21 protein-coding genes are annotated in these 25,716 nt (G+C 70.3%); 8 read left to right on the top strand and 13 right to left on the bottom strand.

The genetic code is table 11. The annotated features are described in order from the left end of the window. Positions 1 to 209: 209 nt before the first annotated feature. From BLTE_RS13490 to BLTE_RS13530, 9 genes are all read right to left on the bottom strand, one after another. Positions 210 to 578 (bottom strand): GtrA family protein, encoded by a 369-nt coding sequence (locus tag BLTE_RS13490; protein ID WP_126401186.1) that lies wholly within the window; start codon positions 576 to 578, stop codon positions 210 to 212. Next, complete coding sequence (locus BLTE_RS13495) at positions 578 to 1,270, bottom strand: HAD family hydrolase (RefSeq protein WP_126401187.1); 693 nt, start codon at positions 1,268 to 1,270, stop codon at positions 578 to 580. Before BLTE_RS13495 ends, BLTE_RS13490 begins: the two co-directional genes overlap by 1 nt. Beyond that, a complete protein-coding gene (locus tag BLTE_RS13500; protein ID WP_126401188.1) occupies positions 1,267 to 2,253 on the bottom strand; it encodes a UbiA family prenyltransferase in 987 nt (328 codons plus the stop codon). The genes BLTE_RS13495 and BLTE_RS13500 overlap by 4 nt, the downstream gene beginning before the upstream one ends. Positions 2,254 to 2,300: 47 nt before the next feature. Further along, the gene (locus BLTE_RS13505; RefSeq protein ID WP_126401189.1) at positions 2,301 to 3,923 is read right to left on the bottom strand and encodes a hypothetical protein; all 1,623 of its coding nucleotides are present in this window, start codon (positions 3,921 to 3,923) and stop codon (positions 2,301 to 2,303) included. Positions 3,924 to 4,359: 436 nt separating this feature from the next. Further along, positions 4,360 to 5,115: an ABC transporter ATP-binding protein gene (locus tag BLTE_RS13510; protein WP_126401190.1), complete on the bottom strand. Its 756-nt coding sequence runs from the start codon at positions 5,113 to 5,115 to the stop codon at positions 4,360 to 4,362. Next, positions 5,115 to 6,353, bottom strand: a complete 1,239-nt coding sequence (locus BLTE_RS13515; RefSeq protein ID WP_126401191.1) for an ABC transporter permease — start codon at positions 6,351 to 6,353, stop codon at positions 5,115 to 5,117. Before BLTE_RS13515 ends, BLTE_RS13510 begins: the two co-directional genes overlap by 1 nt. After that, positions 6,350 to 7,369: an efflux RND transporter periplasmic adaptor subunit gene (locus BLTE_RS13520; protein ID WP_126401192.1), complete on the bottom strand. Its 1,020-nt coding sequence runs from the start codon at positions 7,367 to 7,369 to the stop codon at positions 6,350 to 6,352. The genes BLTE_RS13515 and BLTE_RS13520 overlap by 4 nt, the downstream gene beginning before the upstream one ends. Positions 7,370 to 7,498: 129 nt before the next feature. After that, the gene (locus BLTE_RS13525) at positions 7,499 to 8,377 is read right to left on the bottom strand and encodes a ChaN family lipoprotein (protein WP_126401193.1); all 879 of its coding nucleotides are present in this window, start codon (positions 8,375 to 8,377) and stop codon (positions 7,499 to 7,501) included. A gap of 440 nt (positions 8,378 to 8,817) precedes the next feature. After that, positions 8,818 to 9,786 (bottom strand): IS110 family RNA-guided transposase, encoded by a 969-nt coding sequence (locus BLTE_RS13530; RefSeq protein WP_126396738.1) that lies wholly within the window; start codon positions 9,784 to 9,786, stop codon positions 8,818 to 8,820. Between the two features lie 323 nt (positions 9,787 to 10,109). Here BLTE_RS13530 and BLTE_RS13535 point away from each other — a divergent pair, with 323 nt between their 5' ends. Further along, positions 10,110 to 10,784 carry an NAD(P)-dependent oxidoreductase gene (locus BLTE_RS13535; RefSeq protein ID WP_126401194.1) on the top strand — a complete coding sequence of 225 codons (675 nt, stop codon included), beginning with the start codon at positions 10,110 to 10,112 and terminating at the stop codon, positions 10,782 to 10,784. 203 nt (positions 10,785 to 10,987) lie between these two features. Then, the gene (locus tag BLTE_RS13540) at positions 10,988 to 13,297 is read left to right on the top strand and encodes a TonB-dependent receptor family protein (RefSeq protein WP_126401195.1); all 2,310 of its coding nucleotides are present in this window, start codon (positions 10,988 to 10,990) and stop codon (positions 13,295 to 13,297) included. A gap of 12 nt (positions 13,298 to 13,309) precedes the next feature. Here BLTE_RS13540 and BLTE_RS13545 read toward each other — a convergent pair whose 3' ends face one another. Further along, complete coding sequence (locus BLTE_RS13545; protein WP_126401196.1) at positions 13,310 to 14,326, bottom strand: NAD-dependent epimerase; 1,017 nt, start codon at positions 14,324 to 14,326, stop codon at positions 13,310 to 13,312. 184 nt (positions 14,327 to 14,510) lie between these two features. Here BLTE_RS13545 and BLTE_RS13550 point away from each other — a divergent pair, with 184 nt between their 5' ends. Beyond that, positions 14,511 to 15,542 (top strand): MraY family glycosyltransferase, encoded by a 1,032-nt coding sequence (locus BLTE_RS13550; protein ID WP_126401197.1) that lies wholly within the window; start codon positions 14,511 to 14,513, stop codon positions 15,540 to 15,542. Continuing rightward, positions 15,539 to 16,480: an NAD-dependent epimerase/dehydratase family protein gene (locus BLTE_RS13555; protein ID WP_126401198.1), complete on the top strand. Its 942-nt coding sequence runs from the start codon at positions 15,539 to 15,541 to the stop codon at positions 16,478 to 16,480. The genes BLTE_RS13550 and BLTE_RS13555 overlap by 4 nt, the downstream gene beginning before the upstream one ends. Before the next feature lie 255 nt (positions 16,481 to 16,735). Here the strand turns inward: BLTE_RS13555 and BLTE_RS13560 are convergent, their stop codons facing one another. The 3 genes from BLTE_RS13560 to BLTE_RS13570 all read right to left on the bottom strand — a co-directional run bounded on the left by BLTE_RS13560 (position 16,736) and on the right by BLTE_RS13570 (position 20,570). Next, the gene (locus BLTE_RS13560) at positions 16,736 to 17,959 is read right to left on the bottom strand and encodes an O-antigen ligase family protein (protein ID WP_160140615.1); all 1,224 of its coding nucleotides are present in this window, start codon (positions 17,957 to 17,959) and stop codon (positions 16,736 to 16,738) included. 115 nt (positions 17,960 to 18,074) lie between these two features. Beyond that, a complete protein-coding gene (locus BLTE_RS13565; protein ID WP_126401200.1) occupies positions 18,075 to 19,388 on the bottom strand; it encodes a nucleotide sugar dehydrogenase in 1,314 nt (437 codons plus the stop codon). A gap of 30 nt (positions 19,389 to 19,418) precedes the next feature. Next, complete coding sequence (locus BLTE_RS13570; RefSeq protein ID WP_126401201.1) at positions 19,419 to 20,570, bottom strand: glycosyltransferase family 4 protein; 1,152 nt, start codon at positions 20,568 to 20,570, stop codon at positions 19,419 to 19,421. A 229-nt stretch (positions 20,571 to 20,799) separates the two neighbouring features. On the opposite strand from BLTE_RS13570, the gene BLTE_RS13575 reads away from it, so the two are divergent. The 4 genes from BLTE_RS13575 to menB are packed head-to-tail and all read left to right on the top strand — an operon-like array spanning position 20,800 to position 25,494. Beyond that, positions 20,800 to 22,092, top strand: a complete 1,293-nt coding sequence (locus BLTE_RS13575; RefSeq protein WP_126401202.1) for an isochorismate synthase — start codon at positions 20,800 to 20,802, stop codon at positions 22,090 to 22,092. After that, on the top strand, positions 22,089 to 23,885 hold the full coding sequence (menD, locus tag BLTE_RS13580; RefSeq protein ID WP_126401203.1) for a 2-succinyl-5-enolpyruvyl-6-hydroxy-3-cyclohexene-1-carboxylic-acid synthase: 1,797 nt from the start codon (positions 22,089 to 22,091) through the stop codon (positions 23,883 to 23,885). The genes BLTE_RS13575 and menD overlap by 4 nt, the downstream gene beginning before the upstream one ends. After that, entirely contained in the window at positions 23,882 to 24,670 is a 789-nt protein-coding gene (locus BLTE_RS13585) for an alpha/beta fold hydrolase (protein ID WP_126401204.1), read from the top strand. Before menD ends, BLTE_RS13585 begins: the two co-directional genes overlap by 4 nt. Beyond that, positions 24,670 to 25,494, top strand: a complete 825-nt coding sequence (gene menB, locus BLTE_RS13590; protein ID WP_126401205.1) for a 1,4-dihydroxy-2-naphthoyl-CoA synthase — start codon at positions 24,670 to 24,672, stop codon at positions 25,492 to 25,494. Before BLTE_RS13585 ends, menB begins: the two co-directional genes overlap by 1 nt. Positions 25,495 to 25,716 lie beyond the last annotated feature (222 nt).

A 25,716-nucleotide genomic window follows, 5' to 3' on the forward strand; every position in this document is an offset into this window, starting at 1 on the left:
GCTTGGTTAAGGGCCGGTTAGAGCAGTCTCCGCAGGCCCGGTTCCCAGGTTTGGCGGGACGGCCCTGGATTCCCGCTCATCGGCGACGAACCGGCCTCGACGAGTCGACGATGCCGATGGCGGCGATAGCCGCCGTCTTTTTCCGCGCGAATTTCATGAAATCACCGACGCCACGGGCGCCGACAAGACCGCGCACCGCAAATGCCACGTCACCGAAATACAACGCCCACATTGAGCGCAAAGTTGAAGAAGAATGCCACGCCGATGCCCACGAGCTTCGCAAGCGTCGGCTCCAGACCGAGCATGGAAACACCGCACAGCGTGACCGTTGCGTTGATGGCGAGGCCGGACACCGCGCCGAGGAGGAAGGCAAGACCTCGCCGCCAAGTCGGCCGCAGGCGGAAGACGAAAGTGCTGGTCGAGACATAGTTCACCCACGCCGCCGCCAACCAGCTTGCAACAGCCGCGATCAGCAGGGGCACGCCCGCCGTCACGAGACCATGGAACCCAAACAGGTCGACGACAGCGGCGAGCCCGCCGGTGACGACATACCGGGAAAGCTTGGCGGCGATCGGCATCAGGATTCGTAGACAGCGCGGAAGACGTCGTCGGCGAAGGTGGCGAAGCATGCCCGGCCGGCGACTGGAGAGGCAGACCGGATCAATGCCCGCGCGCCGGCGCGACGGGCCGCTTCGCCGTCCCGGTCGTCGCGATCCCCGATCAGGAGCGTGGCCGCCGGGGATACGCCCGCCGCGGCCATGACCACCTGCAACCCCCGCGGACTGGGCTTCAGAACCCCCACCTGCTCGTCCGTCGCCGAGACGACGAACTCCGCGGCCAGGTTCAGCACGCGGAGCTTGTCGTGCGCAGGGTAGTCGGAGAGGATGCCCAGGCGTTTTCCGTGCCGCCGCAAGGCGTCGAAGAGCTCGCCGACCATGGGGGCGCGGCACGCGCCCAGATGGGCCAGCGGACGACGCTCCATCCACTCGCCCACGAGGTCGCGCACGGCCGTGGGGTCGCGTCCGAGGTCGCGCGCGGTCTGCGCAACCAGCCTGTCCTCGAACTGCTCCACCCCGTCCTCGCTGAACGCCTCGCGCAGCCGGCGATACAGACGCACGGTTCGCACCGTGGTGAGCGACCGTGTCGCAAGGGCGTGGCCGATGAGCTCAAGCAGCATGCGTCGACGCAGGCGCCCCTGGTCGTAAAGGGTGCCGTCGACGTCGAAGACGACCAGTTGAATCTCGCCCCAGTCGATCGCGTATTTGTTCATTTTAGCTCGATATAATGCTGCTCGGCAAAGTAGGACAAGCCCGGCAGATCGACGAAACTCGTGAATGCGAACATCAGACCGAGCAAGCCGACGACCGCGACGAGGCCCGTCTCGCGGAAGAGCTTCTCCGGCTTCTGGGCGGTTGAGTCGGGCCGCGTCGACATCACGAAATAGAGCGTGAAGAGCACCACGATCACCGGCAGAAGCAGTATATATTCGATACGATACTTGACGAGGAAGATCGCCAGGAAGGACACCGACAGCAGCGAATAGGCCAAGCAGCAGGCGGCGAGCGTCGTCTCCGTGTAATGTGCGAAGCTCGCACGATAGCGCGCGAGACATTCGATGCCGTGCGACGCGACGATCTGCCGATATTCCGACAGGCGCTTGGCGGCCATGAGGAACGCCCCGCCCAGCCAATACGCCAGGATCACCGATCCGGGCGGCAGGGTGGTGGGGTCGACAATCGCCCAGCCGATGGCCAGCCGCAGCGGGTTGTTGATCGACTCCGAAATGACGTCGAGATAGGCCTTGTCCTTGCTGCGGAAGGGTTTGACATTGTAGACGACCCCCTGGGCAGCAAAGACAATTGCGATCAAGAACATGAGCTTGCTGACAAGAAGCGCGAACAGCAACCCGGACGCGACGAGCAACATCCAGAGTCCTGCGACAATTCTGCCATCCATCTCGCGACGGACGGCCGGACGCAAGGACTTTGTCGGGTGATGCCGGTCGAACTCTCGATCGAGATACTCGTTTATCACATAATTTGCCGAGGCGATGCAGATCGCCGTCAGCAATCCAAGCACCAGCGATTGGGCAAAATGATCCGTGTGCACCCCGCGCAACATATAGGCCAGCACGATCCCCGGAACGATGAAGATGTGCTTTGCGCTGTGATCGAGTCGCGCAATACGGATATAATCGTATAAGTTTGAAGACTCGTTCTTCTTTCCTTGCAACAACACCTGCGTCTCGGACATGGACGTGCCCCTGCCAATATCAGATTGATATGGAGTCTATCTTTCTGCTATTTCAGAACGTAGACATCATACGTCTCGCCTGTCCGCGCTGGGCCGAGGCGCGCAAGCGTTTCCGTGCTCTCCTGGAACGTACGAATGTCTTCCGCGGAGCCTCGGAACGTCCAATTGTATCCCTCGTGATAGACGCGGCCGGGAACGATCTGGTCGAGGCGCTGGGACAGCAGAATGACGACGGGCACGCCAAGCGACGCCTTGAGGGCCTGCGCCTGGCGAAGCAGATCGCCGAGGTCGCGGTGCAGGATGCCGGCGCGAGAGAATTTCACGACGCTCCCGAGCGCATCGCTGCGGGTCAGATACGTTCGGTTGCCGATGTAGTACGGCAACGGCTCGACCAGATAGTCGGGATCGGAAAGGATCACCGCGTCGCCGAGGGCCACGTTCGACTTGATAAGCTGCGCGACATCGGCGCTTCGACTGTTGACCGGCAGGATCCCGGCGAGGTCGCCGACGCTTCTTGCGACGCCTCGGAACGACTGCAGGCCGACAAGGAGCAGGCACCCGGACAGGGCCGCGATGGTCAGCGATCGGGCAATGGCCGGCCGCGCCGCGTCCGACAGCGCCCGGCGGATGTCCGGCCAGGCGATCCAGTACAGCGCGACCACGAAGAAGAACCAGACGCCGGCATGGCGATAGGAGCCGCCGGCGCCGAGGGCGAAGAAGACCGAGAGCCCTATCAGCCCGGTCAGGGCGCCCAGGAACGCGCTGCGGCGGGGAAGGAGACCCAACGTCGCGCCATAAAGCAGCACGGAGACGAGGATGCTTTGGCCCGGCAGCCCCTCCGCGAGGAGGGGCGGCAGCCCCAGCGCGCCGAAGCCGGTGCCTCCGGGATTGAGAACCGCCAGGAGTGCGGCCCGCGGCAGGTCGAGGGATGCGGGGTCCACCGCGGCGGCATCGTTGTAGGTGGGCCAAACCGTCAGGCCGCACAGAACGATCCCGGCGAGCGCGATCCCGGCATTGATCAGCACGTTCCGCAAGGCAGGCGACCAGCGCAGGCCGGTCTCCTGCAGAATGTCCGCCGCCCAAAAGACCAGGAAGGCTCCGACCAGCATCGCCGCGATGACGTTCGTGTTGGCCAGCACGAACAGGAGCACACCGATGACGATGCTCTTGTCGCGATATCTCGCGTACACTGCGGCAATGACGAGCAGAATGAGCGCGGAAATTCCATAGTTCCGTGCCGTCACTGAGAATTCGCTTAGATAAAACCCGGAAAACACGAGAAAAATCAGCACAAGCGGCGGGAACGGCGACCTGAAAAGCAAGATCGCGACAGAAATTGCCGCAACGAGCAGGGAGAGAACCGGCAGCACCTCGACTCTGCCAAACACGTCGTAGGCGCTGCGCAGCATCAGGTACCAGACAGCCGGATGCCCTTCGCCCCGGAGATTGGAGAGCATTTCGACCGCGTTCTGGCCACTGAGCGCGATCGACAGCGCCCGGACCTCGTCGCGCCACATCACATGGCCGAACGCAAGTGCGCCGACGGCACACACCCACACCAGCAACACCACCAACGCAGCCCGCGACGAGAGGCGTTCCAAGAGCATCGACCGCAGCATTTCAGCCTTCCTCTTCGCCGCCACGCGAACAACACGCATATTGAAATGCACTCGCGCTCTCTGATCGGCACAACACATGCCCATCATCAATCATTCGTATCGATCTATTTTGATGCGCTATAGTATTTTATTGTTTCGAAAATATTGCAGTCGCGCGCTCGCGCAATTTCATAATTATGTTATGCAATACCAATAGACGACCGCACGATCGCCGCTTCAGCGCAAATCTCGTCGGTTTCTACATGACATCCTGAGCCGCTCAGGATCTGTCGATTTCGGTTATTCACGAAATGTAAGAAACTAATGTGTCAATCGGCCCGGAAATCGGCTTCCGGGCGGCGCGCCGTCGCCGGCGGCGAGCTTGCGGCGTGTCATGCCAAGGGCCGCCGGTCCAGAGCCTTTTCCGCACAAGTGGATACCGGTTTTGCGGAAGAGAATGCGTCAAATCAGAAACTTAGAGCGTCCGATCTGATGCAGCCAGATCGGATCACGCTCCAGGGGCAGCGTGGCCCGCCTCGACGCCGGATTGGCGCGTGCGCTCGTCGGCGGTGATGCGGCCGTCGATAATCTGGATGCGGCGGTCCATGCGCGCGGCCATGTCCAGCGAGTGGGTCACCGCCACCACCGTCTTGCCGCGCTCGTCGACCAGCGCCCGCAGGATCGCGAACACCTGCTCGCTCGATCTGGTGTCGAGCGAGCCGGTCGGCTCGTCGGCGAGGATCACCGGCGGATCGTTGGCGAGCGCGCGCCCGACCGCGACGCGCTGGCGCTGGCCGCCGGACATCTGGTCGGGCCGTTTGCCGGCATGCTCGGCGAGGCCGAGGGAGGCGAGGATCTCGTCGGCGCGGGCGCGCATCTCCGCCTCGGACAGCCGGCCCAGCGCGCGCATCGGCAGCATCACGTTCTCGCGCGCCGTGAACTCCGGCAGCAGGAAGTGGAACTGGAACACGAAGCCGAGGCCGGTGAGCCGGATGCGGGCGCGCTCGTCCTCGTCGATCCTGGCGGTCGGCCGCCCCAGCACCCGCACCTCGCCGGTGGTCGGCAGGTCGAGCAGGCCCATAAGATAAAGCAGCGACGACTTGCCCGAGCCGGACGGGCCGGTGATGGCGACGAACTCGCGCGGCCGGATGGCGAGGTTGATGTCGCGCACCAGCGTCACCGGCACCGCCTCGTCCAGCACGCGGCTGACATTCACCGCCTCGATCAGCGGCGCCTCGGCGGCAGCGGCAGCCGTCGCCGCCATCACGCCGCGCCCCGGATGATCTCGACCGGGTGGACGCGCGCGGCCTTCCGCGCCGGGAAATAGCCGGCGATGCCGGAGGAGACCAGCGCCACGCCGGTGGCGATGAGATAATGGTTCACCGAATAGAGCAGCGGGATGCGCGTCATGTCGGTGAAGGCGGTGAACTCGAACTCGAACGAGCCGAGGAACAGGCACAGGGCGTAGCCCAGAACGCAGCCGATCGCCGCGCCGACCGTGCCGATGGTCAGCGCCTCGACGACGAAGATGCGGCGCACCGTCACCTCGCGAAAGCCCAGCGACTTCATGATCGCGATGTCGCGCGCCTTCTCGTGGGTGATGGTGGAGATGATGTTGTAGGTGCCGAAGCTCGCCACCAGCAGGATGGCGCCGACCACCGTGGTCATGATGATGTTGCGCACCTGGAACGCCGACAGCAGCTCCTCCTGCGCCTCCATCCACGCCACCGCCTGATAGTTGGTCTCGCGGATGATGCGGTCGGCGACGTCCTTGGCGATCATCGGATCGTCGAGCCGGATGCGGATGTCGTTGATGATGCCGGTCTGTGCCTGCAGGATCTGCGCGGTCTTGATCAGCGTGTAGGCGGTGGTCTCGTCGGCGGTGCGGATGCCGATGTGCGAGATGCCGACCACCTCCGCCGTCATCTGGCCGCCGGTGGTGGTGGTGAGCGAGATGGTGGAGCCGACGCGCGCGCCGATCTTGGTGGCGAGGCGCGATCCCAGAATGATGGCGTTGGTGGCGCGGTAGAGCGACAGCAGCGAGCCCTGGCGCATCTTGGTGGCAAGCGTCGAGATCTTCGGCTCGCGCATCGGATCGATGCCGTTGATGGTCACCGACACGTCGCGCCCGGCATAGCGGATGATGGCGCGGGTGATGACGCCGGGGCCAATCTCGCCCGGAACCCAGCTCTCCAGCGCCGCCATGGTGGCCAGCGGATTCTTGATGCCGAGCCGGCGGGTCTCGGGCGTCAGGCCGTGGATGGCGGCGGCGTCATAGGCGCGCTCGGCCGGCTGCACCGGCGGCGCCGGCCGCTCGTCGGAAATGGCGATGTGCGGCATGGCGTCGACCAGCTTGTTGATGAAGTCGACCTGCGAGCCCTGCATCAGGGCCGCCATCATGATCGAGAAGCCGACCCCGGTGGCGACGCCGAAGATCGCCACCAGCGTCTGGCGCGCCCGCGCCCGCACATGGGTGAAGGCGATGTCGAGCACGAGGCTCATTTCGTCCCCTCGGCTGGCTTCTCGATCGCCCGCACCCGCCCGCCGGCAAAGCGCGAGGGCACCGGCGACACCACGCGCTCGCCCACAGCAACGCCCGACAGGATCTCGACGGCGCGGGTGCCCTTGATGCCGGTCTCGACCTTGCGGCGCACCGCCACGCCGTTCTCGACCACGAACACCGCGCCGCCCGTCACCGCCTCGGCCGGCACCAGCAGCGCGTTCGCCTTCTCCTGCGCCACGATGTTGGCCTCGACGCTCATGCCGATCTGGAGCGGCGTGTCGTCGGGCAGGCCGACATAGACGCGGAAGGTCTTGGCCACCGGGTCGCCGGCCGGGGTGATGTCGTCGACCTTGCCTTCAAGCGTGCGCTCCGGAAAGGCGTCGGCGCGGATCAGCGTCACCTGCCCGCGCTGCACCCGTGGAATGTCCTCCTCATTGACCTCGGCGACGAGGCGCAGCGGGTGCGGCTGACCGACGCGGTAGAGCACGGCGCTGGTATCGACCACCTCGCCGACCTCGCCATCCTCGCGCAGCACGGTGCCGTCCATCGGCGACACCAGCCGATAATTCTCGATGCGCTCGCCCTGGGCGGCGATCAGCGCTTCGATCTGGCGCAGCTCGGTCTGGGCGCGCTCGAAGGACTGGGGCGCGGCGACGCCGCGGGCGGACAGCTCGACCAGCCGGTCGAGGTCGCGCTTGGCCTGCTCGCGCCGCGCCTCCAGCTCGCGCTGGGTGTGGCGGGCCTCGCGGTCGTCGAGGCGGGCCAGCACCTGCCCGGCCTTGACCTCCTTCCCCTCGCAGCGGCAGCGCTCGATGATGCGGCCGCGCACGATGGGGCCGACCTTGGCCCATTTCACCGGCTCGACCGAGCCGGTGGCGTAGACGATCTCGGCCGCCGTGCCGCGCGATGGCGTCACCACCGTCACCTCGGGGCCGCGGCCGACCCGCCACCACCATAGTCCGGCGGCGAGCGCGCCGATAACCAGGAGCACGAGCAGGGGACGGAGACGAATCATGACAGCGCTCGAACCTGGTGGACGCGACGCGGCCGCGGCAACGCGGCAGTTCAATCCGGTCCTCAAGCCGTAGGCCGGAAACCGTAAAGGAGATGGGTGCTCAGGAGGTGTTTGGCAAAACGAGGCCGCTCAACTGGTGGGGCGATCGGGCGCGTCGAGCCGGAACACGGCATCGGCGAGGCCCGCCGCGGCCGCGGGGTCGATCGTCTCCGCGATCGCCGGCAGCAGCACGCAGGTGCGCCCGATGCCGAGATCGTGAAGCTGGGCGGGCACGCCGAAGCCATGTTCGAGATGGCCGCGCCCGATGATGCCGGCGACCAAAGGCGGCGGGTCGAGGCGGGCGCGATGATCGGCAATGGCGCAGGCGAAGGCGCGGTCCCAGCACTGCTGCGCCCGCACGATGCGCGCGAAGGCTGGATCGTCGGCGCCGGCCGCGGCCGTCCGCCCGCCCATGGCGCCGCCGCCGGTCGCGGCGAACAGATAGCGGCGATAGGCCGGGCTGGCCGGCGCGGGCGGCGTGATGCCCTCGCGCGCGGCGTCCGGCACCGCCTCCCAGCCGTCGCACCCGACCGCGCTCACCAGCCCCCGCCGGCAGTTGAGCGCGATCATCGGCACCATTTGCTGGCGGCAGAACTCGAACAGCGGCAGATAGAGCGCCGGATCGAAGCCCCAGATCGCCGGCCAGTCGACGGCGGCGAGAAACCCATCGGTGTCGTAGAGACCGGCCACCCAGCGGTCGAGCACCGGCTGCACGTCGCGCGGGAACATCTCGAAGCCGACCGCGAGATTTGGCCGCAGCACGTGCAGCGCCGCCACCGCGTGCAGTTGCCAGCGATGGATCTCGGCGACGTCATGGCTCTCGCCGAGCAACACGACGTCCTGTTCCGCCGCGCGCCGCAGCACCGGCGCCCATGGCTCGAAGGTGCCGCCGGCCGGCACGTACCAGGTGGCGCGCGGGTGGGGGCGCGGGTCGGTGTCGGCGTTGGTGTCTGGCGATGCTTCGGTCATGGGGCTCGGTCGCGGCGATGGCGCTGCGACCATAGAGGATCGGCGCCCGCCCGTCGCGGCTGGGCCCCCTTCCCTCGCGTGGCTGCGCCACGCTCGCCGGGGGCGACCGGTGGACTGTCGCCCAGGAGCACACATCACCGCCGGTCGTTCCCGGCCGAGCCGCGAAGCGGCGAGGGGAAGGGAACCCACAAGCTTCGCCACCTGACGCACGGGGCTCGATCCAGTGGCGCCGTGAGGGGCTGGGTGCTCAGCCAAGCTATTCCGCCACGCTGTTCGCCAATGGCCCGTTCCCAGTGTCCCGTTCCAAATGTCCCGTTCCTTGGGCCCCCTTCCCTCGCGTGGCTGCGCCACGCTCGCCGGGGGCGACCGGTGGAGAGTGTCGCCCCGGGCGAAGGAGGGGTGTCATCCCGGGCAAGCGGCGTCAGCCGCGCGAGCAACTGTCATGCGGTTTTGGGGTCTCGCCAGGGTTTGTTGTCTCGAATCATGGCGTTGAGGATGGTCAGGAGCTTTCGAGCGATGGCGATGAGGGCGACCTTGGCGGGTTTTCCGCGGGCTTTGAGGTCGGCGTAGAGCTGTTTGGCCCACGGGTTCCAGTGGATGGCGGCGAAGGCGGCGAGATAGCAGGCGCGCTTGAGCGCGCGGCGTCCGGCCTCGATATGGGCCGGCCGCCGCGCTTTGCCGCTGTCGTTGCGATAGGGTGCGCAGCCGCCGATGGCACCGGCTTGGCGGGGGGTGAACCGGCCGAGTTCGGGAGCTTCTGCGAGCAGGACGCGGGCCGTCTTGTTGGCGATCCCCGGCACCGAGGTGATGATCTTGGCCTTGGCGTCCATCGCCGGATCGGCGGCGATCAACGCCTCGATGGCCTGTTCGGCCGCGGCGACGGTCTCGCGCAGGGCGGCGATTTCGGCATCGAGCCGGGCGGTGATGGCCGCCAGGGTGGGGTGGGCCTTGCGGTTCTCGAGGCGGCGGATGTCGGCCTCGGCGCGGGTGATTTCGCGCACCCAGGCGGTCAGGTCGCTCTGCGCTTGCGAGGGCTCCGGGAACGGCCGGCAGGGGTGATGCAGCATGAAGGCGCGGATGATGCGGGCGTCGAGCGGATCGCTCTTGGCGCGCTGGCCGCAGGCCTTGGCGAACTGGCGGCAGCGCCAGCTGTCGACCTGCAGCACGGTGAGGCCGGCCTCGCGCAGCACCGCGACCGCCAGGCGTTCATAGCCGCCGGTTGGCTCCAGGCCGGCGGTGGTGAGCCCGGCCTTCACCAGGCGCCTGGCCAAGCGCTGGAGAGCCGCGGGGGTGTTATCGACGCGCTCGACCTTGGTGTCGTCGAAGGCGATGTCGAGCCAGTCCTTGGAGACATCGATGCCCACAAGGTGGGTGGCAAACGGCGTCGGGTGTGGCAGCATGACAAGCATCCCAGGCTTGGAAGCGGGGTCAAAAGCCCCGTGCAACTGTTCGGGTTGGCTTGGGACGGACGGCCGCTTCTGCTCGCGACGGCCTCGAAGGCTCACCCGGGATACGGCGTGCCGCCCGCACCGGCTCGGGGTGGCCACCCCGAGCCGGTGCACCCATCAAAGCACAGTTCGCCGTTCCAAACCGGGATCGTCATCCGAACGGCCGCGTTTTGTTTGTTCAAATTCGAAGTTGACAGTCGTTCGCATGTTGTTGTGGCCGGCACCGGCCGCCCTGTGCTAGCCGCAAGCTGAACAGGCCTGGGGCGCAGACTGGGGAGCAGCAGATGACGACAGGGGCAAAGCGGCTTTTGGTGTTCGGCGCGGCGGGGCGGACCGGGCGCGCGCTGGTCGATCTCGCGGCCGCCGCGGGTTTCACGGTCACCGCGTGCGGCCGCACCGGCGGCACCGAGACCGAGCTTCCGGCCGGCGCCGAACGCGCCAGCGCCGACGTGCTGGCGCCCGCCGAGATCCGGGCGGTGCTGGCCGCGGCCCGCCCCGACATGGTGGTAAGCACCATCGGCGGCCGCATGGATCTGCGCATCGACGACGAGGGCGTGCGCAACATCGCCGACGCCTGCCTCGCAACCGGTGTCACGCGCCTCATCGCCGTCACCTCGCTCGGCTGCGGCGGCTCGGCCCAATACGCCTCCGAGCGGCTGATGGCGGCGATCGGCGAGGTGCTGGCCGCCAAGACCCGGGCGGAAGCGCACATCACCGGCCTGCCGCTCGGCTGGACCATCGTGCGGCCGGCCGGCCTGCTCGACGAGCCGGCGACCGGGCGCGGCGCGCTGTTCGACGACGAGCGCGTGCATGGCCGCATCGCCTGCCGTGACCTCGCGGCGCTGCTGCTCCGGCTCTGCGACGACGACGCAAGCGTCGGGCGGATTCTGTCGGCGGTGGACGAGGCGACGCTCAACGGCCCGGACGATCCGGTGCGCTACCAGCCGGCCACAGCCTGACATCCGCAAAGGACCGAACCCCGGGCGCCGCGGTCAACGCGCTGATCTATCAGGTTTTTCCTGGAGTCGGCCGCCATATTTCCAAGTTGACTCGCGCCCGTCCGATTCGTAACCAACACGCGACTGCCTCTCTTGCGATCATGCCCAAAGGGACGGCAGACCGCCACCAGAGGGACCGGGCGGGCAATCAGGGAGGATCGGACATGGCCGGCCGCAGCGACGATCGTCCCCCCGCCGCCCGCTTCTCCCGCCCGTCTCGCGCGAGCCGGCGCGCCGGCATCGCCGCGGCGCTTCCCGTTGCTGCGATCCCCTTGGCGGCGATCCCCTTGGCGGCGCTGCTGATCGCGCCCAACGCCGCCCAGGCGCAGTCCGCCGCGGCCGGCAGCGCGGTGACGCTCGACGAGGTGGTGGTGGAAGGCACGGCCGGACAGGGCGCCGAGGGTGCCGCCGCCAATGGCACGCCTGCAGGCCGTTCCTCGGCCGCCGCGCCGGAGGCCGAGGCGCGCCGCCGGCTCGAAGCCACCCCCGGCGCCACCGCCGTGGTCGGCGCCGAGCAGCTCGTCGGCAAGGCCGACGTGACCATCGCCGATGCGCTCAACTCGGTGCCCGGAATCATCGCCTCGGCGTTCCTCGGCGGCAACGACCAGCCGAAGATCCATATTCGCGGCTCGGGCCTGCAGACCAACCCGACCGAGCGCGGCCTGCTGATGCTGCAGGACGGCCTGCCGATCAACCGCGCCGACGGCTCCTATGTCGTCGGCCTGATCGATGCCCGGCTCGCCGACTTCATCGAGGTGTTCCGCGGCTACACCGGCAACCGGCTCGGCGCCCAGACGCTGGGCGGCGCGCTGAACTTCGTCTCGCCCACCGGCTCGCAGAGACCGGGCGTCGCGATCGACGCCGAGGCCGGCAGCTTCGGCTATGCCATGACCAGCGCCAGCGCCGGCACGCGCCAGGGCAATCTCGATGCCTTCGGGCAGGTGAGCTATTCCACCCGCGACGGCTATCGCGACTGGAACGATTCCCAGCGCACCAATGTCGCCTTCAATGCCGGCGCCAAGCTCGGCGACACCGTCTCGACCCGCGCCTTCTTCGCCTATACCGATCTCGGCTTCCAGGTGCCGGGGCCGCTGTCGCGCCAGCTGTTCGAGACCGACCCCACCCAGGCCGCGCCCGGCCTGGTTCCCGGCATCAATGCCGGCCCCAATTCGGTGCGCGACCTGCCGCGCCGCGACACCGCGCAGACCCGCGGCGGCTCGCGCACCACCGCCACCTTCGGCGACAGCCTGTTCGACGTGGCTTTCGGCTACGCCTGGACCGACGACACCTTCCGCTTCCCGATCGGCACCGGCTATCGCGACACCACCGGCGGCGATTTCACCACCACGATGCGCTACGCCTACCAGCCGGACAAGAGCGCCGCCCTGCCGCTGTTCGAGGCCAACGCGCTCTATGTGGTGGGCGCGGCGGGGCGCAATTATTTCATCAACAATCAGGGCGCCCAGAGCCTGCAATACGGCAGCAACGATCTCGACGCGGCCTCGCTGTCGGTGGGCGCCGGCTTCAACGTCCCGGTCGGCGGGCTCACATTTTCGCCGGCCATCGCCTATCAGCGGGCGACGCGCGACAGCGACGACACCTACGACCTCTCGACCCGGCCGCGGCTGGTCTACAATCAAAACACCGGCCAGTGGATCTGGTCGACCCGGCCCGCCACCGACACCAGCTTCTCGCGCGCCTACGACGCCTGGACGCCGAGCTTCGGCGTCTCCTGGCACCCGGCCGCCGGCCAGACGATGTTCGCCACGGTGAGCCGCAGCTTCGAGGCGCCGACCTTCGACGACCTCTTGGAGCCCACCGGCGGCAGCCCCAATGCCAGCCCGATCGGCTTCCTCACGCCCGACCTGAAGGCGCAGACCGCCACCACCGCCGAGATAGGCTGGCGCGGAACCGCCGGCCGACTCGATTGGGACGTCGTCACCTATTATTCCTGGCTCCACAACGAGCTGATCCGCACCACCGACGGCAGCACCGCCAGCACCATCAATGCCGACCGGACCAGCCATCTCGGCATCGAGCTCGGCGGCCGGCTGCAGATCACCGACCGGCTCAGCGCGCGGCTCGCCTACACCTTCCAGAACTTCCAGTTCGACGACGACCCGCTCTATGGCGACAACGAGATCGCCGGCGCGCCGCGCCATTACGTGATCGCGGCGCTGCGCTACGCCATCACCGCGCCGTGGTGGGTGGAGGGCGAGGTGCAGTGGACGCCCCAGGCGATCCCGATCGACAACGCCAACACCTTCTATTCCGACCCGTACGCGGTGGTGAACGTGCGCACCAACTATGCGGTCTCGCCCGGCTTCTCGATCTATGGCGAGGTGCGCAACCTGTTCGATGTCGACTATGCCGGCGCCACGCTGGTGCTGGGCCAGGTGACCCAGCCGTTCCAGGCGGTGTTCCTGCCGGGCGACGGGCGGTCGTTCTACGCCGGCACGCGGGTGCGGTTCTGAGGCGAAACCGCCTCACACCCGGTGATAGGCGCGGTACCAGTCGACGAAGCGCGCGACCCCGGTCTCGATCGGCGTCGCGGGCTTGAAGCCGACATCGCGGGTCAGCGCCTCGACATCGGCCGAGGTCTCGGGCACGTCGCCGGGCTGGATCGGCGCCAGCTCGCGGATCGCCTTGCGGCCCAGCGCCGCCTCCAGCACGTCGACGAGGTGAAGAAGCTCCTCGGGATGGTTGTTGCCGATATTGTAGACGCGGTAGGGCGCGTTCGAGATCGACGGGTCGGGGTTGGTGTTCGACCACGCCGGATCGGGCGCAGGGACGCGGTCGGCCACCCGCACCACGCCCTCGACGATGTCGTCGATATAGGTGAAGTCGCGGCGCATCCTGCCGTAGTTGAACAGCTGGATCGGCCGGCCGGCCAGGATCGCCTCGGTGAAGATCCACATCGCCATGTCCGGCCGCCCCCACGGGCCGTAGACGGTGAAGAAGCGCAGGCCCGTGGTCGGCAGCCGGTAGAGGTGGCTGTAGGTGTGGGCCATCAGCTCGTTGGCCTTCTTGGTGGCGGCGTAGAGGCTGACCGGGTGGTCGACCGAATCCGACACCGAGAACGGCGTCTTGCCGTTGGCGCCGTAGACCGAGGACGACGAGGCATAGACCAGATGCCCCACCCCGGCGTGCCGGCAGCCCTCCAGCACATTGAGGAAGCCGATCAGGTTCGCCTCGGCATAGGCGTGTGGATTGGTGAGCGAGTAGCGCACGCCGGCCTGGGCGGCGAGGTGGATCACCGTGCCGGGGCGGGTCTCGGCGAACAGTTGCTCGGTGCCGGCGCGGTCGGCGAGGTCGAGCTTCACGAATGAGAAGGCGTTGTGCGGGGCAAGCTCGGCGAGCCGCGCCTCCTTGAGGCGGGGATCGTAATACGCGTTGAGGTTGTCGACGCCGATCACCCGCTGGCCCTGCGCCAGGAGCCGCCGGGCGACGTGGAAGCCGATGAAGCCGGCTGCGCCGGTGAGAAGCACGGGATCCGAAGCCATCGCCAAACGCCGATCCTGTCCAAAGCCGATCTTGTCCGCGCCGGGGCCGCGGCGCCCGCCCGGGCTTAGCCTCCGCCGCCGGCCGGTGCAACCGCCTGATCGCAGCCGCCTGATCGATTGACGGCCGCCAGCCGGGCGCTTACCTCGCGTCGGGACCGAAACCGGAAAGGGGCGGGGACAGAGGATGGATGCCGGGCTCGACCGCAGCACGCTGGTGATCGCGGCGCCGATCCTGGGCGGCCTCGCCGCCCTGGTCTGCGCCCTGGGCATCCGGGCGTTGCACCCGCTGCTGGTGCGCTATGCGCTGGCCCGCCCCAATGCCCGCTCCAGCCACACCACCCCGACGCCGCAGGGCGCAGGCCTGGCGGTGGTCGGCGCGGTGGTGGGCCTCGGGCTCATTGCGGCGGCGGTGCTGGGCCTGCCCCTCGACACGCTGCTGGTGCTGTTCGGCGCCGGCCTGCTGCTGGCGGCGGTCGGCGCGGTCGATGACATCCGCCCGCTGCCGGCGCTGCCGCGGCTGGCCGGCCAGATCCTCGCGGTCGGCGCGGTGGTCGGCATGCTGCCGGAGGAGGCGCGCATCGTGCCCGAGCTGCCGGCGCTGATCGAACGCGCCCTCCTGGTGCTGGCCGGGGTGTGGTTCGTCAATCTGACGAACTTCATGGACGGGCTCGACTGGATGACGGTGTCGCAGTTCGTGCCGCTCACCGCCGCCATCGTGCTGTTCGGCGTGCTCGCCGGCACGGTGGATGCCGCAACCACCATCGTCGCGGCGCTGCTTTGCGGGGCGCTGATCGGCTTCGCGCCGTTCAACCGGCCGGTCGCCGCGGTGTTCCTGGGCGATGTCGGCAGCCTGCCGATCGGGCTGTTCGCCGGCTGGTGCCTGCTGCAGCTCGCCGCCTCCGGCGCGCTGGCCGCCGCCATCCTGCTGCCGCTCTACTATCTCGCCGACGCGACGCTGACGCTGTTTCTGCGGCTGTCGCGCGGCGAGCGGGTGTGGGAGGCCCACCGCAGCCATTTCTACCAGCGCGCCACCGCCAACGACCTCAGCGTGAGCGCGATCACCAATGTGGTGTTCGCGCTCAATGTGGTGCTGGCGGTGCTGGCCGCCCTCACCCTCGCCGTCCCGGTGCCGCCGTTCCAGGCCGGCCTCGTCGGCGTCGGCGCGCTGGCGGTGGCCGCCGTGCTGCGCCTGTTCGCCACCGGCCTGCCGAAATGAGCGCCGCCCTTGGAGCGAACGCGCCCGGCCGCGTGCTGGTGACCGGTTCAGCCGGCTTCATCGGCCGCGCGCTGGTGCCGGCGCTCGCCGCCGCCGGCTGGCAGGTGCGCGCCGCGGCGCGCGATCCGTCCCGCGTCGCCGCCGGTCCCAATGTCGAGGCCGTCGCCCTGCCGGATCTTGGCGCCCCGGTCGACTGGCGGCCACTGGTTGCCGACGTGACCCACATCGTCCACCTCGCCGGCATCGCCCACGCCATGGGCGCGATCCCCGAGGACCGCTACGCGGCGGTGAACGGGCGCGCCACCGCAGCACTGGCGGAAGCGGCTGCGGCGGTGGGGGCGAAGCTGGTGTTCGTCTCCTCGGTGCGCGCCCAGTCGGCGGCCGTGGCGCCGGGCGTGCTGACCGAGGCCGACCCGCCGCGGCCGACCGACGCCTACGGCCGCTCCAAGCTCGCGGCGGAGGACGCGGTGCGAACGGCCGGCGGCCGGTTCGTCATCCTGCGGCCGGTGCTGGTCTATGGGCCGGGAGTCGCCGGCAATATGGGGGCGCTGCTGAAGCTCGCCGCCACGCCCTGGCCGCTGCCGTTCGGGGCGTTCGCCAACCGCCGCTCGCTCCTGGCGCTCGGCACGCTGGTCGCCGCCACCCTCTGGGCGCTCGAAGCGCAAGCGGCCGAGGGGCAAACCTTCCTGGTCGCCGACCGCACGCCGATTGCGCTTTGCGACCTCATCGCCGCGCTGCGGCGCGGGCTCGGCCGCAGCCCGAATCTCGTTGCGGTGCCGCCGTCGCTGCTGCTGGGGGCGCTGCGGCTCGCCGGCAAGGGCGACGCCGCCGACCGGCTGGGCGGCGAGCTGGTGGTCTCGACCGACCGGCTGGCTGAGGCCGGCTTTTGCTGGCCGGCCGATGGCGAACGCGCGCTTTCCGCCCTGATGAAGACTTGATTCGGTTTCCGGTCGATCCCTTTGGGATACCGGACACCTGAAGCGACCGGCCGGAAATGTCGCGAGGCGGGATGCAGACGACGTGCGCCGGTCCGTACCCGCGCACCCCCCACCCCCGACCCCTCCCCACCGCTCGCGAAGCTCGCGGGGGGAGGGGAGAAAAGGGTGCGCCTCTTCTCCCCTCCCCCCATTTCTCCCCAACCAATAAACGCAGTGAATGGTGGGGAGGGGTCGGGGGTGGGGGGCTTCTTCTGTTCAGTCTGACCGGCCGGCCGGCAGCTCCATCTCCGCCACCGCCCGCATCCACACCGCGCCGAGCGCGATCGCCGCCAGCCACCAGATCTGCCACGCGCCGTGGCTGACATAGGCGATGGCGAACAGGCTGGCGAAGGTGGCGAGCGCAAAGCCGCGCGATGCGGTCGGCAGGCGGGCGATGCGGCCGGCGATCAGCACCAGCAGGATGGCGAGCAGCGCCGCCCCCACCGCGCCGAGTTCCACCCACACCTGCAGCACGGCATTGTGGGTGTGGCCGGCGCTGAGCGGGTTGAAACGCTCGGCCGGCAGAAGCTGGATCGGCCGGATGTCGGCGAAGTCGCGCGACGCCTGAATGCCATGGCCGGCGAACCAGCGGTCGGGCACCGCCTCGGCGAAACGGTGCCAGATCTGGATGCGCTCCCAGGCGCTGCGCTTGAGGATGCCGTGCATCGCCGCCGGCACCAGATCGCCCGCCCGCGCCATCAGCAGCGGCGTCGCCGCCACCAGCGCCACCATGGCGCCGGCGCTCGCCCACACCGCCCAGCGGCCGAACAGCCAGGCCAACCCCAGCGCCGCGCCGCCGGCCAGGACGCCGAGCACCGAGGCCTGCGCCTCCGACGACAGCGCCGCCGCCGCGACCAGCGCGACGAGGGCCGCCGCCAGCCACCGTTGGCCGCACAGCGCCAGCGCTGCCGCCGCCGGCCACGCCAGCACCGCCAGCGTGATGGCGGCGTGGTTGAGCCGGAATTCCTTCGACTTGGCGCCGATGAGCGCGCGGATCGGCGTGCCGAACCTGAGTTCGATCAGCGCCAGCACGGCGGCGAGCGCCACGCCGGCCACGAGCCACCGCCATCCGCCCCTGGGCAGCGCCGCCGGCACCGCGGCAAGGCCGAGAACGCCGGTCGCCGCCACCAGGGCGATCTGGCCGGCGACGCCGAGGCTGTAGCCGGGCCGAGGCGCCCAGGCCGTGCTCGTCAGGATCCAGGCGAGGAAGAGACCGAGCGCGAGGCCGAGCGGTGCGAAGGCCTCCGCCCGCAGCGCCTCGCCCAGCGCCGGCCCGCGCCCGGTCGCCGCCAGAATGCCGGCGGCGAGCGCGAAACCCAGCGGCGCGGTGATTTGGGTCGACTGGCTGGCAATGACCAGCAGCCCCGGCGCCAGCACGCCGAGAATGAGGGCCAGCACGATCGCCGACCGGCCTTCCAGGCTTGTTGCGGGCTGGATCATCTGCATTTCAGCTTGCTCGTCCTGATTCTTTACGTCTTCCGAGAAGCCGCGCGGCTCTTCTCTTCCCTCTCCCGCAAGAGCTTGCGCGCGCCCGGGTGGGAGAGGGAAGGCCCCGTCACAGCCGCCACAGATCGACATCGGCCGGCTGCGCCGCCGGATCGAGGCAGGATTTGACGTCCATCACCACGCCGGCCCCGTCGTGCAGCAGGCCGGCGACCATCGGCCAGCCCTGGGCGAGATAGTCGGCGTGGGCCACCGCCAGCACCACCGCCTCGGCCGGCGCCAAGTCCTCGAACGGCGTCAGGGCGATGCCGTATTCGTGCCCGGCCTCGGCCGGATCGGCGAACGGATCGTGCACCTGCACCTCGAGCCCGAACGCGGCAAGCCCGCGCACGATGTCGGCGACCTTCGAGTTGCGCAGGTCGGGCACGTTCTCCTTGAAGGTCAGGCCGAGCACGGTGACCCGGCCGTTCGCCACGCCGCGCCGCATCAGCAGGCGGGCGCATTCGCGGGCGATGCGCTCGCCCACGCCGTCATTGATGCGGCGGCCGGCGAGGATGACTTCGGGATGGTAGCCGGCGATCTCGGCGCGGTGGGTGAGGTAATAGGGATCGACGCCGATGCAGTGGCCGCCGACCAGCCCCGGCGTGAAGCGCAGGAAGTTCCATTTGGTGCCGGCCGCGGCCAGCACGTCGGCGGTGTCGATGTTCAAGTGGTGGAAGATCACCGACAGCTCGTTCATCAGCGCGATATTGAGGTCGCGCTGGGTGTTCTCGATCACCTTGGCGGCCTCGGCCACCTTGATGGTGGGCGCGCGGTGGACGCCGGCGGTGACCACCGCGCCATAGACGGCGGCAACGATGTCGAGCGTCCTGGCATCCTGGCCGGAGACCACCTTCCTGATGGTCTCGAACCGGTGCTCGCGGTCGCCGGGATTGATGCGCTCGGGACTGTAGCCGACCGTGAAATCGGCCGGCGCCGAAAGGCCCGAGACCCGCTCCAGGATCGGCAGGCAGTGCTCCTCGGTGGCGCCGGGATAGACCGTCGATTCATAGACGACGATGTCGCCGCGCTTGAGCACCCGGCCGACCGTCTCCGACGCCTTGCTCAGCGCCGTGAGATCCGGCCGGTGCGCCTCGTCGATCGGGGTCGGTACCGTGACGATGAAGAAGTCGCAGGCGGCCAGATGCTGCGGGTCGGCGGTGTAGGCCACGCGGGCGGCGGCGAGGTCGGCGGCCTCGACCTCGTTGGTGCGGTCGTGCCCAGCCTGCAGCTCGGCCACCCGCTCGGGATTGATGTCGAAGCCGACGGTCGGCTGGCCGGCGCGGCCGAACGCCACCGCCACCGGCAGCCCGACATAGCCCAGGCCGATGACGCCGATGCGGCGGCCATGGGCGGGCGGCGATTCCGCCGTTGCTGACACCGTCATGATTTCACCCAGCTCCCACCGGCGCGCCGCCTATGCCGCCCCCGCGCCCGGTCTATCAATCCTCGCGGGCTCCGCACACAACCTTTCGTAGAGGGAGACGATATCCCGGCCGACGCGCTCGGCCGAGAACTCCACCTCGGCGAGGCGCCGGCTCTCGGCGGCGAAACGGCGGCGCAGCGCGGCGTCGCCGGCCAGCCGGTCGATGGCGGCGGCCAGCGCCGCGGCATCGTCCACCGGAAAGGTCAAGGCGTTGACGCCGTCGCGCGCCACCTCGCGGCAGCCCGGCGCGTCGGTGGCGATCATCGCCCGGCCGCAGGCCGCGGCCTCCAGCAGGCTCAGCGGCAGCCCCTCGCGGCGCGACGCCAGCACGGCGATGTGCGCCTGCCGCCAGACGCTGGCGATGTCGCCGACATGGCCGAGCCACTGGATTCCAGGCTCGCCGGCCCAGGCTCCAAGCTCGGCCTCCGGGATGCTCGCCGGATTGGATGGATCGGGCGTGCCGGCCAGCAGCAGCCGCGGCGCCGATCCCGCCGCCCGCAGCCGGCGGTGGGCCTCGATCAGCGTGCGCACGCCCTTGTCCTCCAGCATCCGGCCGACATAGGCGAGCGTCACCTCGCCCGCGGGTTCCGGCAGCGGCTGGAAGCGGCGGACATCGACACCCGAGCCCGGCACCAGCACGATGCGGCCGTCATCCACCCCCATATCCAGCAGCAGCGCCCGGTCGTCCGGGTTCTGCACCAACGCCGCGGTCTCCGGGCGCGCCAGCAGTCGCGGCAGCAGCCACAGCAGCGCGCGCTTGGCCGGGCTCGCCTTCGACAGGAACACCGCGCCGAGCCCGGTGAGGGCGTTGACGGCGGGAAGCTTGAGCCCGGTCGCCGCCAGCGAGCCGATCACCACGCCCTGCAGCGCGACATGGTGGGCCAAAGCCGGGCGGATGCGGCGGTAGAGCGCGCGCACCGCGGCGACGCTGGCCAGCAGGTGGTCCGGCCGGGTGCTGCCGCGCTTGAGATCGACCGGGTGCAGCACGAAGCCCTCGGCCAGAATCGCCGGGCCGTGGCGGTCCACCCGGGTGATCACATGCACCTCGAAGCCCGCGACCTTCGCCGCCCGGGCCATCGGCAGCCGGTGCGAGACGAAGTACCAGTCTTCGGTGACGAGATAGACGAGGCGCGGTGTGGACATGCGGCAAGGTTGGGCGGCTTGGCACGGGATCCGGCCGCCGGGACGGCGGGGCAGCCTTTCGAGGCGCGCCCTTCATAGAAGGCTGGCCGGGGTCCGGCAAACGCCGTTTGCGTCGGCAACCCCGGCCGTGCCATGTCAGGGGCCGACCATGAGAGTTTCGCGCGGCCGCCAGGGATCGGCTCCGGCCCGGCCGCAAGGTTCACGAACGTCCTGCCCCGGCTGACTGCGCATGAGTGTCGCTCTTTCGTCGGAGTATCCGCTGCGGCTGCACAGCGCGGCGATCGAGATCGCGCCGCTGCCGCCCGAGCGCCTGCTGGCGCTGGCGGGCGAGCCGGCGGCGGCCTTCCTCGCCCCGGACGGCGAGGGAGGCGTGGGAGATTCCTGGGTCGGAATCGGCGCGGCGCATTGGCTGGGCGAGGCGCCCGACGCCGCCTCTGCGCTCTGGGCCGGCCTGCGCGACACCAGTCCGGACGCCCCGGCGCCGACCCTGCTCGGCGCCCTGCCGTTCCGCCCCGGCGAGACGCCCGACACGCTGTGGCAGGGGCTGATGCCGGGCGGGCTGATGCTGCCCGAGCGGCTCTATGTGCAGCGGGGCGGGCGGGCGTGGCTGCGGCTGACCCTGCCGGCGCACGAGGCGGGCTCGCTTGCGGCCCGGCTGGCCCGCGCCCGCGCCGCGCTGGCGGCGCTCGCCGCCGCCGAGACCGAGCCACTGCCGCCGCTCCAAGCTCTGGAGGAAGGCAACGCCCCCGGCCGCTATGCGCGGGCGGTGACCGAGGCGGTGGCGCGCATCCGGGCCGGCGAGTTGGTCAAGGTGGTGCTGGCGCGCCGCGCCGCGGTGGCGTTCGAGACGGCGCCGGAGCCGGCCGCGGTGCTGGCGCGGCTGTCGGCGCACCATCCCGGCAGCGTGCGCTACGCATGGCGCTGCGGCGGCAAGACCTGGCTCGGCGCCACCCCCGAATCGCTGGTGCGCCAGGACGGCCGCCGCCTGCGCACCGAGGCGCTGGCCGGCACCCGCACGCTGGAGCGGGCGGCCGAGCTTCTGACCTCGGTGAAGGAGCGCCACGAGCACGCCATCGTCGTCGATGCCGTCCGCCAGGCCATCGCGCCGCTGGTCGAGGGCCTGCCCGAGCCCTGCGATCCGGTGATCCGGCCGCTGCGGGGGCTCGCCCACCTGCACACGCCGATCGAGGCGACGCTGCGCGCCGACGCCGATTTCCTCAGCCTGGTGCGGGCGCTGCACCCGACGCCGGCCGTGTGCGGCCTGCCGACCGGCCGCGCCGCCGACCTGCTGGCGGCGCTGGAGCCCGAGCCGCGCGGCCTCTATGCCGGGCCGGTGGTGCGGATGTCGGCCGACGGCACCGGCCACGCGGTGGTGGCGCTGCGCGGCGCGGTGCTGGAGGGGCGCATCGCCACCGTGCCGGCCGGCGCCGGCATCGTCGAGGGCTCGGACGGCGAGGAGGAGCTGGCCGAGACCCGCACCAAGCAGCGCACCGTGCTCGACGCGTTCCGGGGCGGTTCGTGAGCGGCGACCTGCACACCGAATGGGCGCGGCTGTTCGCCGCCTCCCTGAAGGACAGCGGCGTCGGCCATGCGGTGATCAGCCCCGGCTCGCGCTCGACGCCGCTGGCGCTGGCCTTGGCGCGGGTGCTGCCGGCGACCGTGCTGCACGACGAGCGGGTGGCCGCCTTCTTCGCGCTCGGCCAGGGGCGGGCGAGCGGCCGGCCCTCGGTGGTGCTGGCCACCAGCGGCACCGCCCCGGGCCACTGGCTGCCGGCGGCGATGGAGGCGCGCGAGGCCGGCATTCCGCTGCTGCTGGTCTCGGCCGACCGGCCGTGGGAGGTGCAGGAGGCCCAGGCGTCGCAGACCGTCGACCAGATCCGGCTGTTCGGCGCCCACGCCCGCGCCTTCTTCGACCTCGGCCTGCCCGATGCCCACCCCGCCGCCCTGGCGGCCGTGCCGCGCATCGCCGCCCAGGCGGTGCTGGCGACCCGCTGGCCGCTGGCCGGCGCGGTGCACATCAATGCCCGCTTCCGCAAGCCGCTGGAGCCACTGCCGACCGACCGCGGCGAGCCGTGGCGGCCGAAGCTCGCAGCCATCGCCAAGGCCGGGGCGCCGCGCCTCTTCCCGCCCAAGCCCGCGCCCGATCCCGCGGCGGTGGCGCATCTGGTCGAGGCGGTGCGCGCCAACCCGCGCGGCGTGATGGTGGCCGGGCCGCTGCCGGCGCTCGACGCCCCCGCGATGCGCAAGGCGGTCGCGCGGTTCGTGAGGGCCAGCGGCTACACGCTGCTGGCCGAGGCGACGAGCCAGCTTCGCTTCGGGCTTGAGGCGGTCCGCCCGATCGGCGCGTTCGATGCGCTGCTGCGGGCACCCGATTTGCGCGCGGCGCTGCGGCCGGATCTCGCCATCGAGATCGGCGCGCCGGCGGTGTCCGCGCAGTGGCTGGCGTGGATCAGCGGCGCCGAGGCGCCACGCCGCATCGTGCTGCCCGGCGAGCGCCCGGCCGACCCGGCGGGCGGGGCCGCTGCCATGCTGCTCGGACCGATCGCGGCGCTGCTGGAGGCCGCCGCGGTAGACCTCGAAGCCGCACCGCCCGGGGCTGACACCGCCTCTGCCGCGTCCTGCTATGCCGCATCCTGGCAGGCCGCCGAAGCCGCCGCCTGGGCGGCGCGCGAGGCGGCGGCGGGGCCGCAGGACGGACCGCTCCACGAACATCATGTTGCACCCATGCTGCGCAGCATTCTGCAGCATGGCGGCACGCTGATGGTCGGCAATTCCAACCCCATCCGCGATCTCGACCACGATGTGCCGCCCGATGCCGCGCCGCTGGAAATCCTGCACCAGCGCGGCGCCGCGGGCATCGACGGGCTGGTTTCGGGCACGGCCGGCGCCCGCACCGTGCTCGACGGGCCGCTGGTTTTGCTGACCGGCGACGTCGCTCTGCTGCACGATGCCGGCGGGCTCGCGGCGGCCGCCGCCGTGGGCGGGCCGCTGGCTATTGTTGCGGTGCACAATGACGGCGGCCGCATCTTCGAGCGCCTGCCGCTCGGCCGCGATGCAGCGCTGGCTGACGACTGCGAGATGCTGTTCGTCGCCAGCCATGGCCGCGCCTTCGACGGCCTCGCCGCCACGTTCGGCCTGGGCTATGCCCGCGTCGAGACGGAAGAGGCGCTGCGCGATGCGGTGGCCGCGGCATTGGCCGGTGACCGGCCGGTGCTGATCGAGGCCCGCGTGGTTGCCGGCGGCAGCGCCACCCGCGCCGCGCTGCTCGCCGCCATGGCCAAGGCCGCCGTCGCCGCCGTGAGCGCGGCAAAATGATCCCCGGCCGCCACCCCGGCGCGCTGCACCCCGCCAAGGGCAAAGGCGGGGCGCCGCTGGTGCTGCTGCACGGCTTCCTCGGCAGTCCGGCGGCGTGGGACGATGTGCTGTCCGCGCTGCCCGACCACGGTGAGGCGTGGTGTCCCTGGCTGCCCGGCCACGGGCCGGCGGCGCCAACGCCTGCGAGCTTCGAGGCCACGGCGGACTGGATCGCCGCCGCGCTGCCAAAGGGCGCGATCCTTGCCGGCTATTCGCTGGGCGCCCGGCTCGCGCTCGGCGCGGCGCTCGCACCCTTGGCCGCCCGCCCGGATGCGCCCCGCGCCACCCTTCTCGTCAGCGGCCATGTCGGCCTCGCCACCCAACAGGAGCGCGTCGAGCGCGACGCGCTCGACGCAAAGCGCACGGCCGACCTGCGCCGCGACCTCGCATCCTTCGTCGCGGCCTGGGAGACGCTGCCGCTGTTCGCGAGCCAGCAACGCCTTCCCGCCGAGACATTGGGGCACCAGCGCGCGGCGCGGCTGGCGCACGACCCGGAATCGCTCGCCTGGGCGTTCGAGGTGGCGGGCCTCGCCCGCATGCCGGACTATCGCGCCGCCATCGCCGCCAGCCGGCGCCCCTTGTGCTTTCTCACCGGCGCGCGCGATACAAGGTTTTCCGCGCTCGCCGCCGCGCTGGTCCGGCCCCCGGTGGTGACCCACGACACCATCGCCGAGGCCGGCCACAATCTGCTGCTCGAGGCGCCGGCCGCCGTCGCGGCCGCGCTGCGCCATCTGATGGAGACGTGATGACTGATATCGTCTGGACCCCGGTCGACCACGGCTACACCGACATCGTCTATGAGAAGGCCGAGGGCATCGCCCGCGTCACCATCAACCGGCCGGAGGTGCGCAACGCCTTCCGGCCGCTGACCGTGCAGGAGATGCTGCACGCCTTCACCGACGCGCGCGACGATGCCGAGATCGGCGTGGTGATCCTGCGCGGGGCCGGCGATCTCGCCTTCTGCTCGGGCGGCGACCAGCGGGTGCGCGGCGAGGGCGGCTATGTCGGCGACGACGGCGTGCCGCGGCTCAACGTGCTCGACCTGCAGCGGCTGATCCGCACTTTGCCCAAGCCGGTAATCGCGTCGGTTGCCGGCTATGCGATCGGCGGCGGCCACGTGCTGCATTTGATCTGCGACCTCACGATCGCCGCCGACAATGCCCGCTTCGGCCAGACCGGGCCGAAGGTCGGCAGCTTCGATGGCGGCTATGGCGCGAGCTACATGGCGCGCATCGTCGGCCAGAAGAAGGCGCGCGAGATCTGGTTCCTGTGCCGGCAATATGACGCGCAGCAAGCGCTCGACATGGGCCTCGTCAACACCGTGGTGCCGCTGGCCGAGCTTGAGGCCGAGACCGTCAAGTGGGCGCGCGAAATTCTCGCCAATTCGCCGACCGCGCTGCGCTTCCTCAAGGCCGCCCTCAACGCCGATTGCGACGGCCAGGCCGGCCTGCAGGAACTCGCCGGCAGCGCCACGCTGTTGTTCTACCTCTCCGAGGAGGGCAAGGAGGGCAAGCAGGCGTTCCTGGAAAAGCGGCCGCCGGACTTCAAGAAATTCAAGCGGTTCCCGTAAGGGCATTCCGCGGACCCCCCACCCCCGACCCTCCCCACCGCTCGCGAAGCTCGCGGGGGGAGGGGAGAAAAGGGGCGCCTCTTCTCCCCTCCCCCCATGAACGCAGTGAATGGTGGGGAGGGGTCGGGGGTGGGGGGCTTCGAGGAGGCGAGGCGCAGCCCGAAACCAGAGATTGGCTGGGAAACCGTCTCGGTCGGCCACCGGAAACCCGACCCACCGGGG

This window comes from Blastochloris tepida, assembly GCF_003966715.1.
Taxonomy (GTDB): Bacteria; Pseudomonadota; Alphaproteobacteria; order Rhizobiales; family Xanthobacteraceae; genus Blastochloris; species Blastochloris tepida.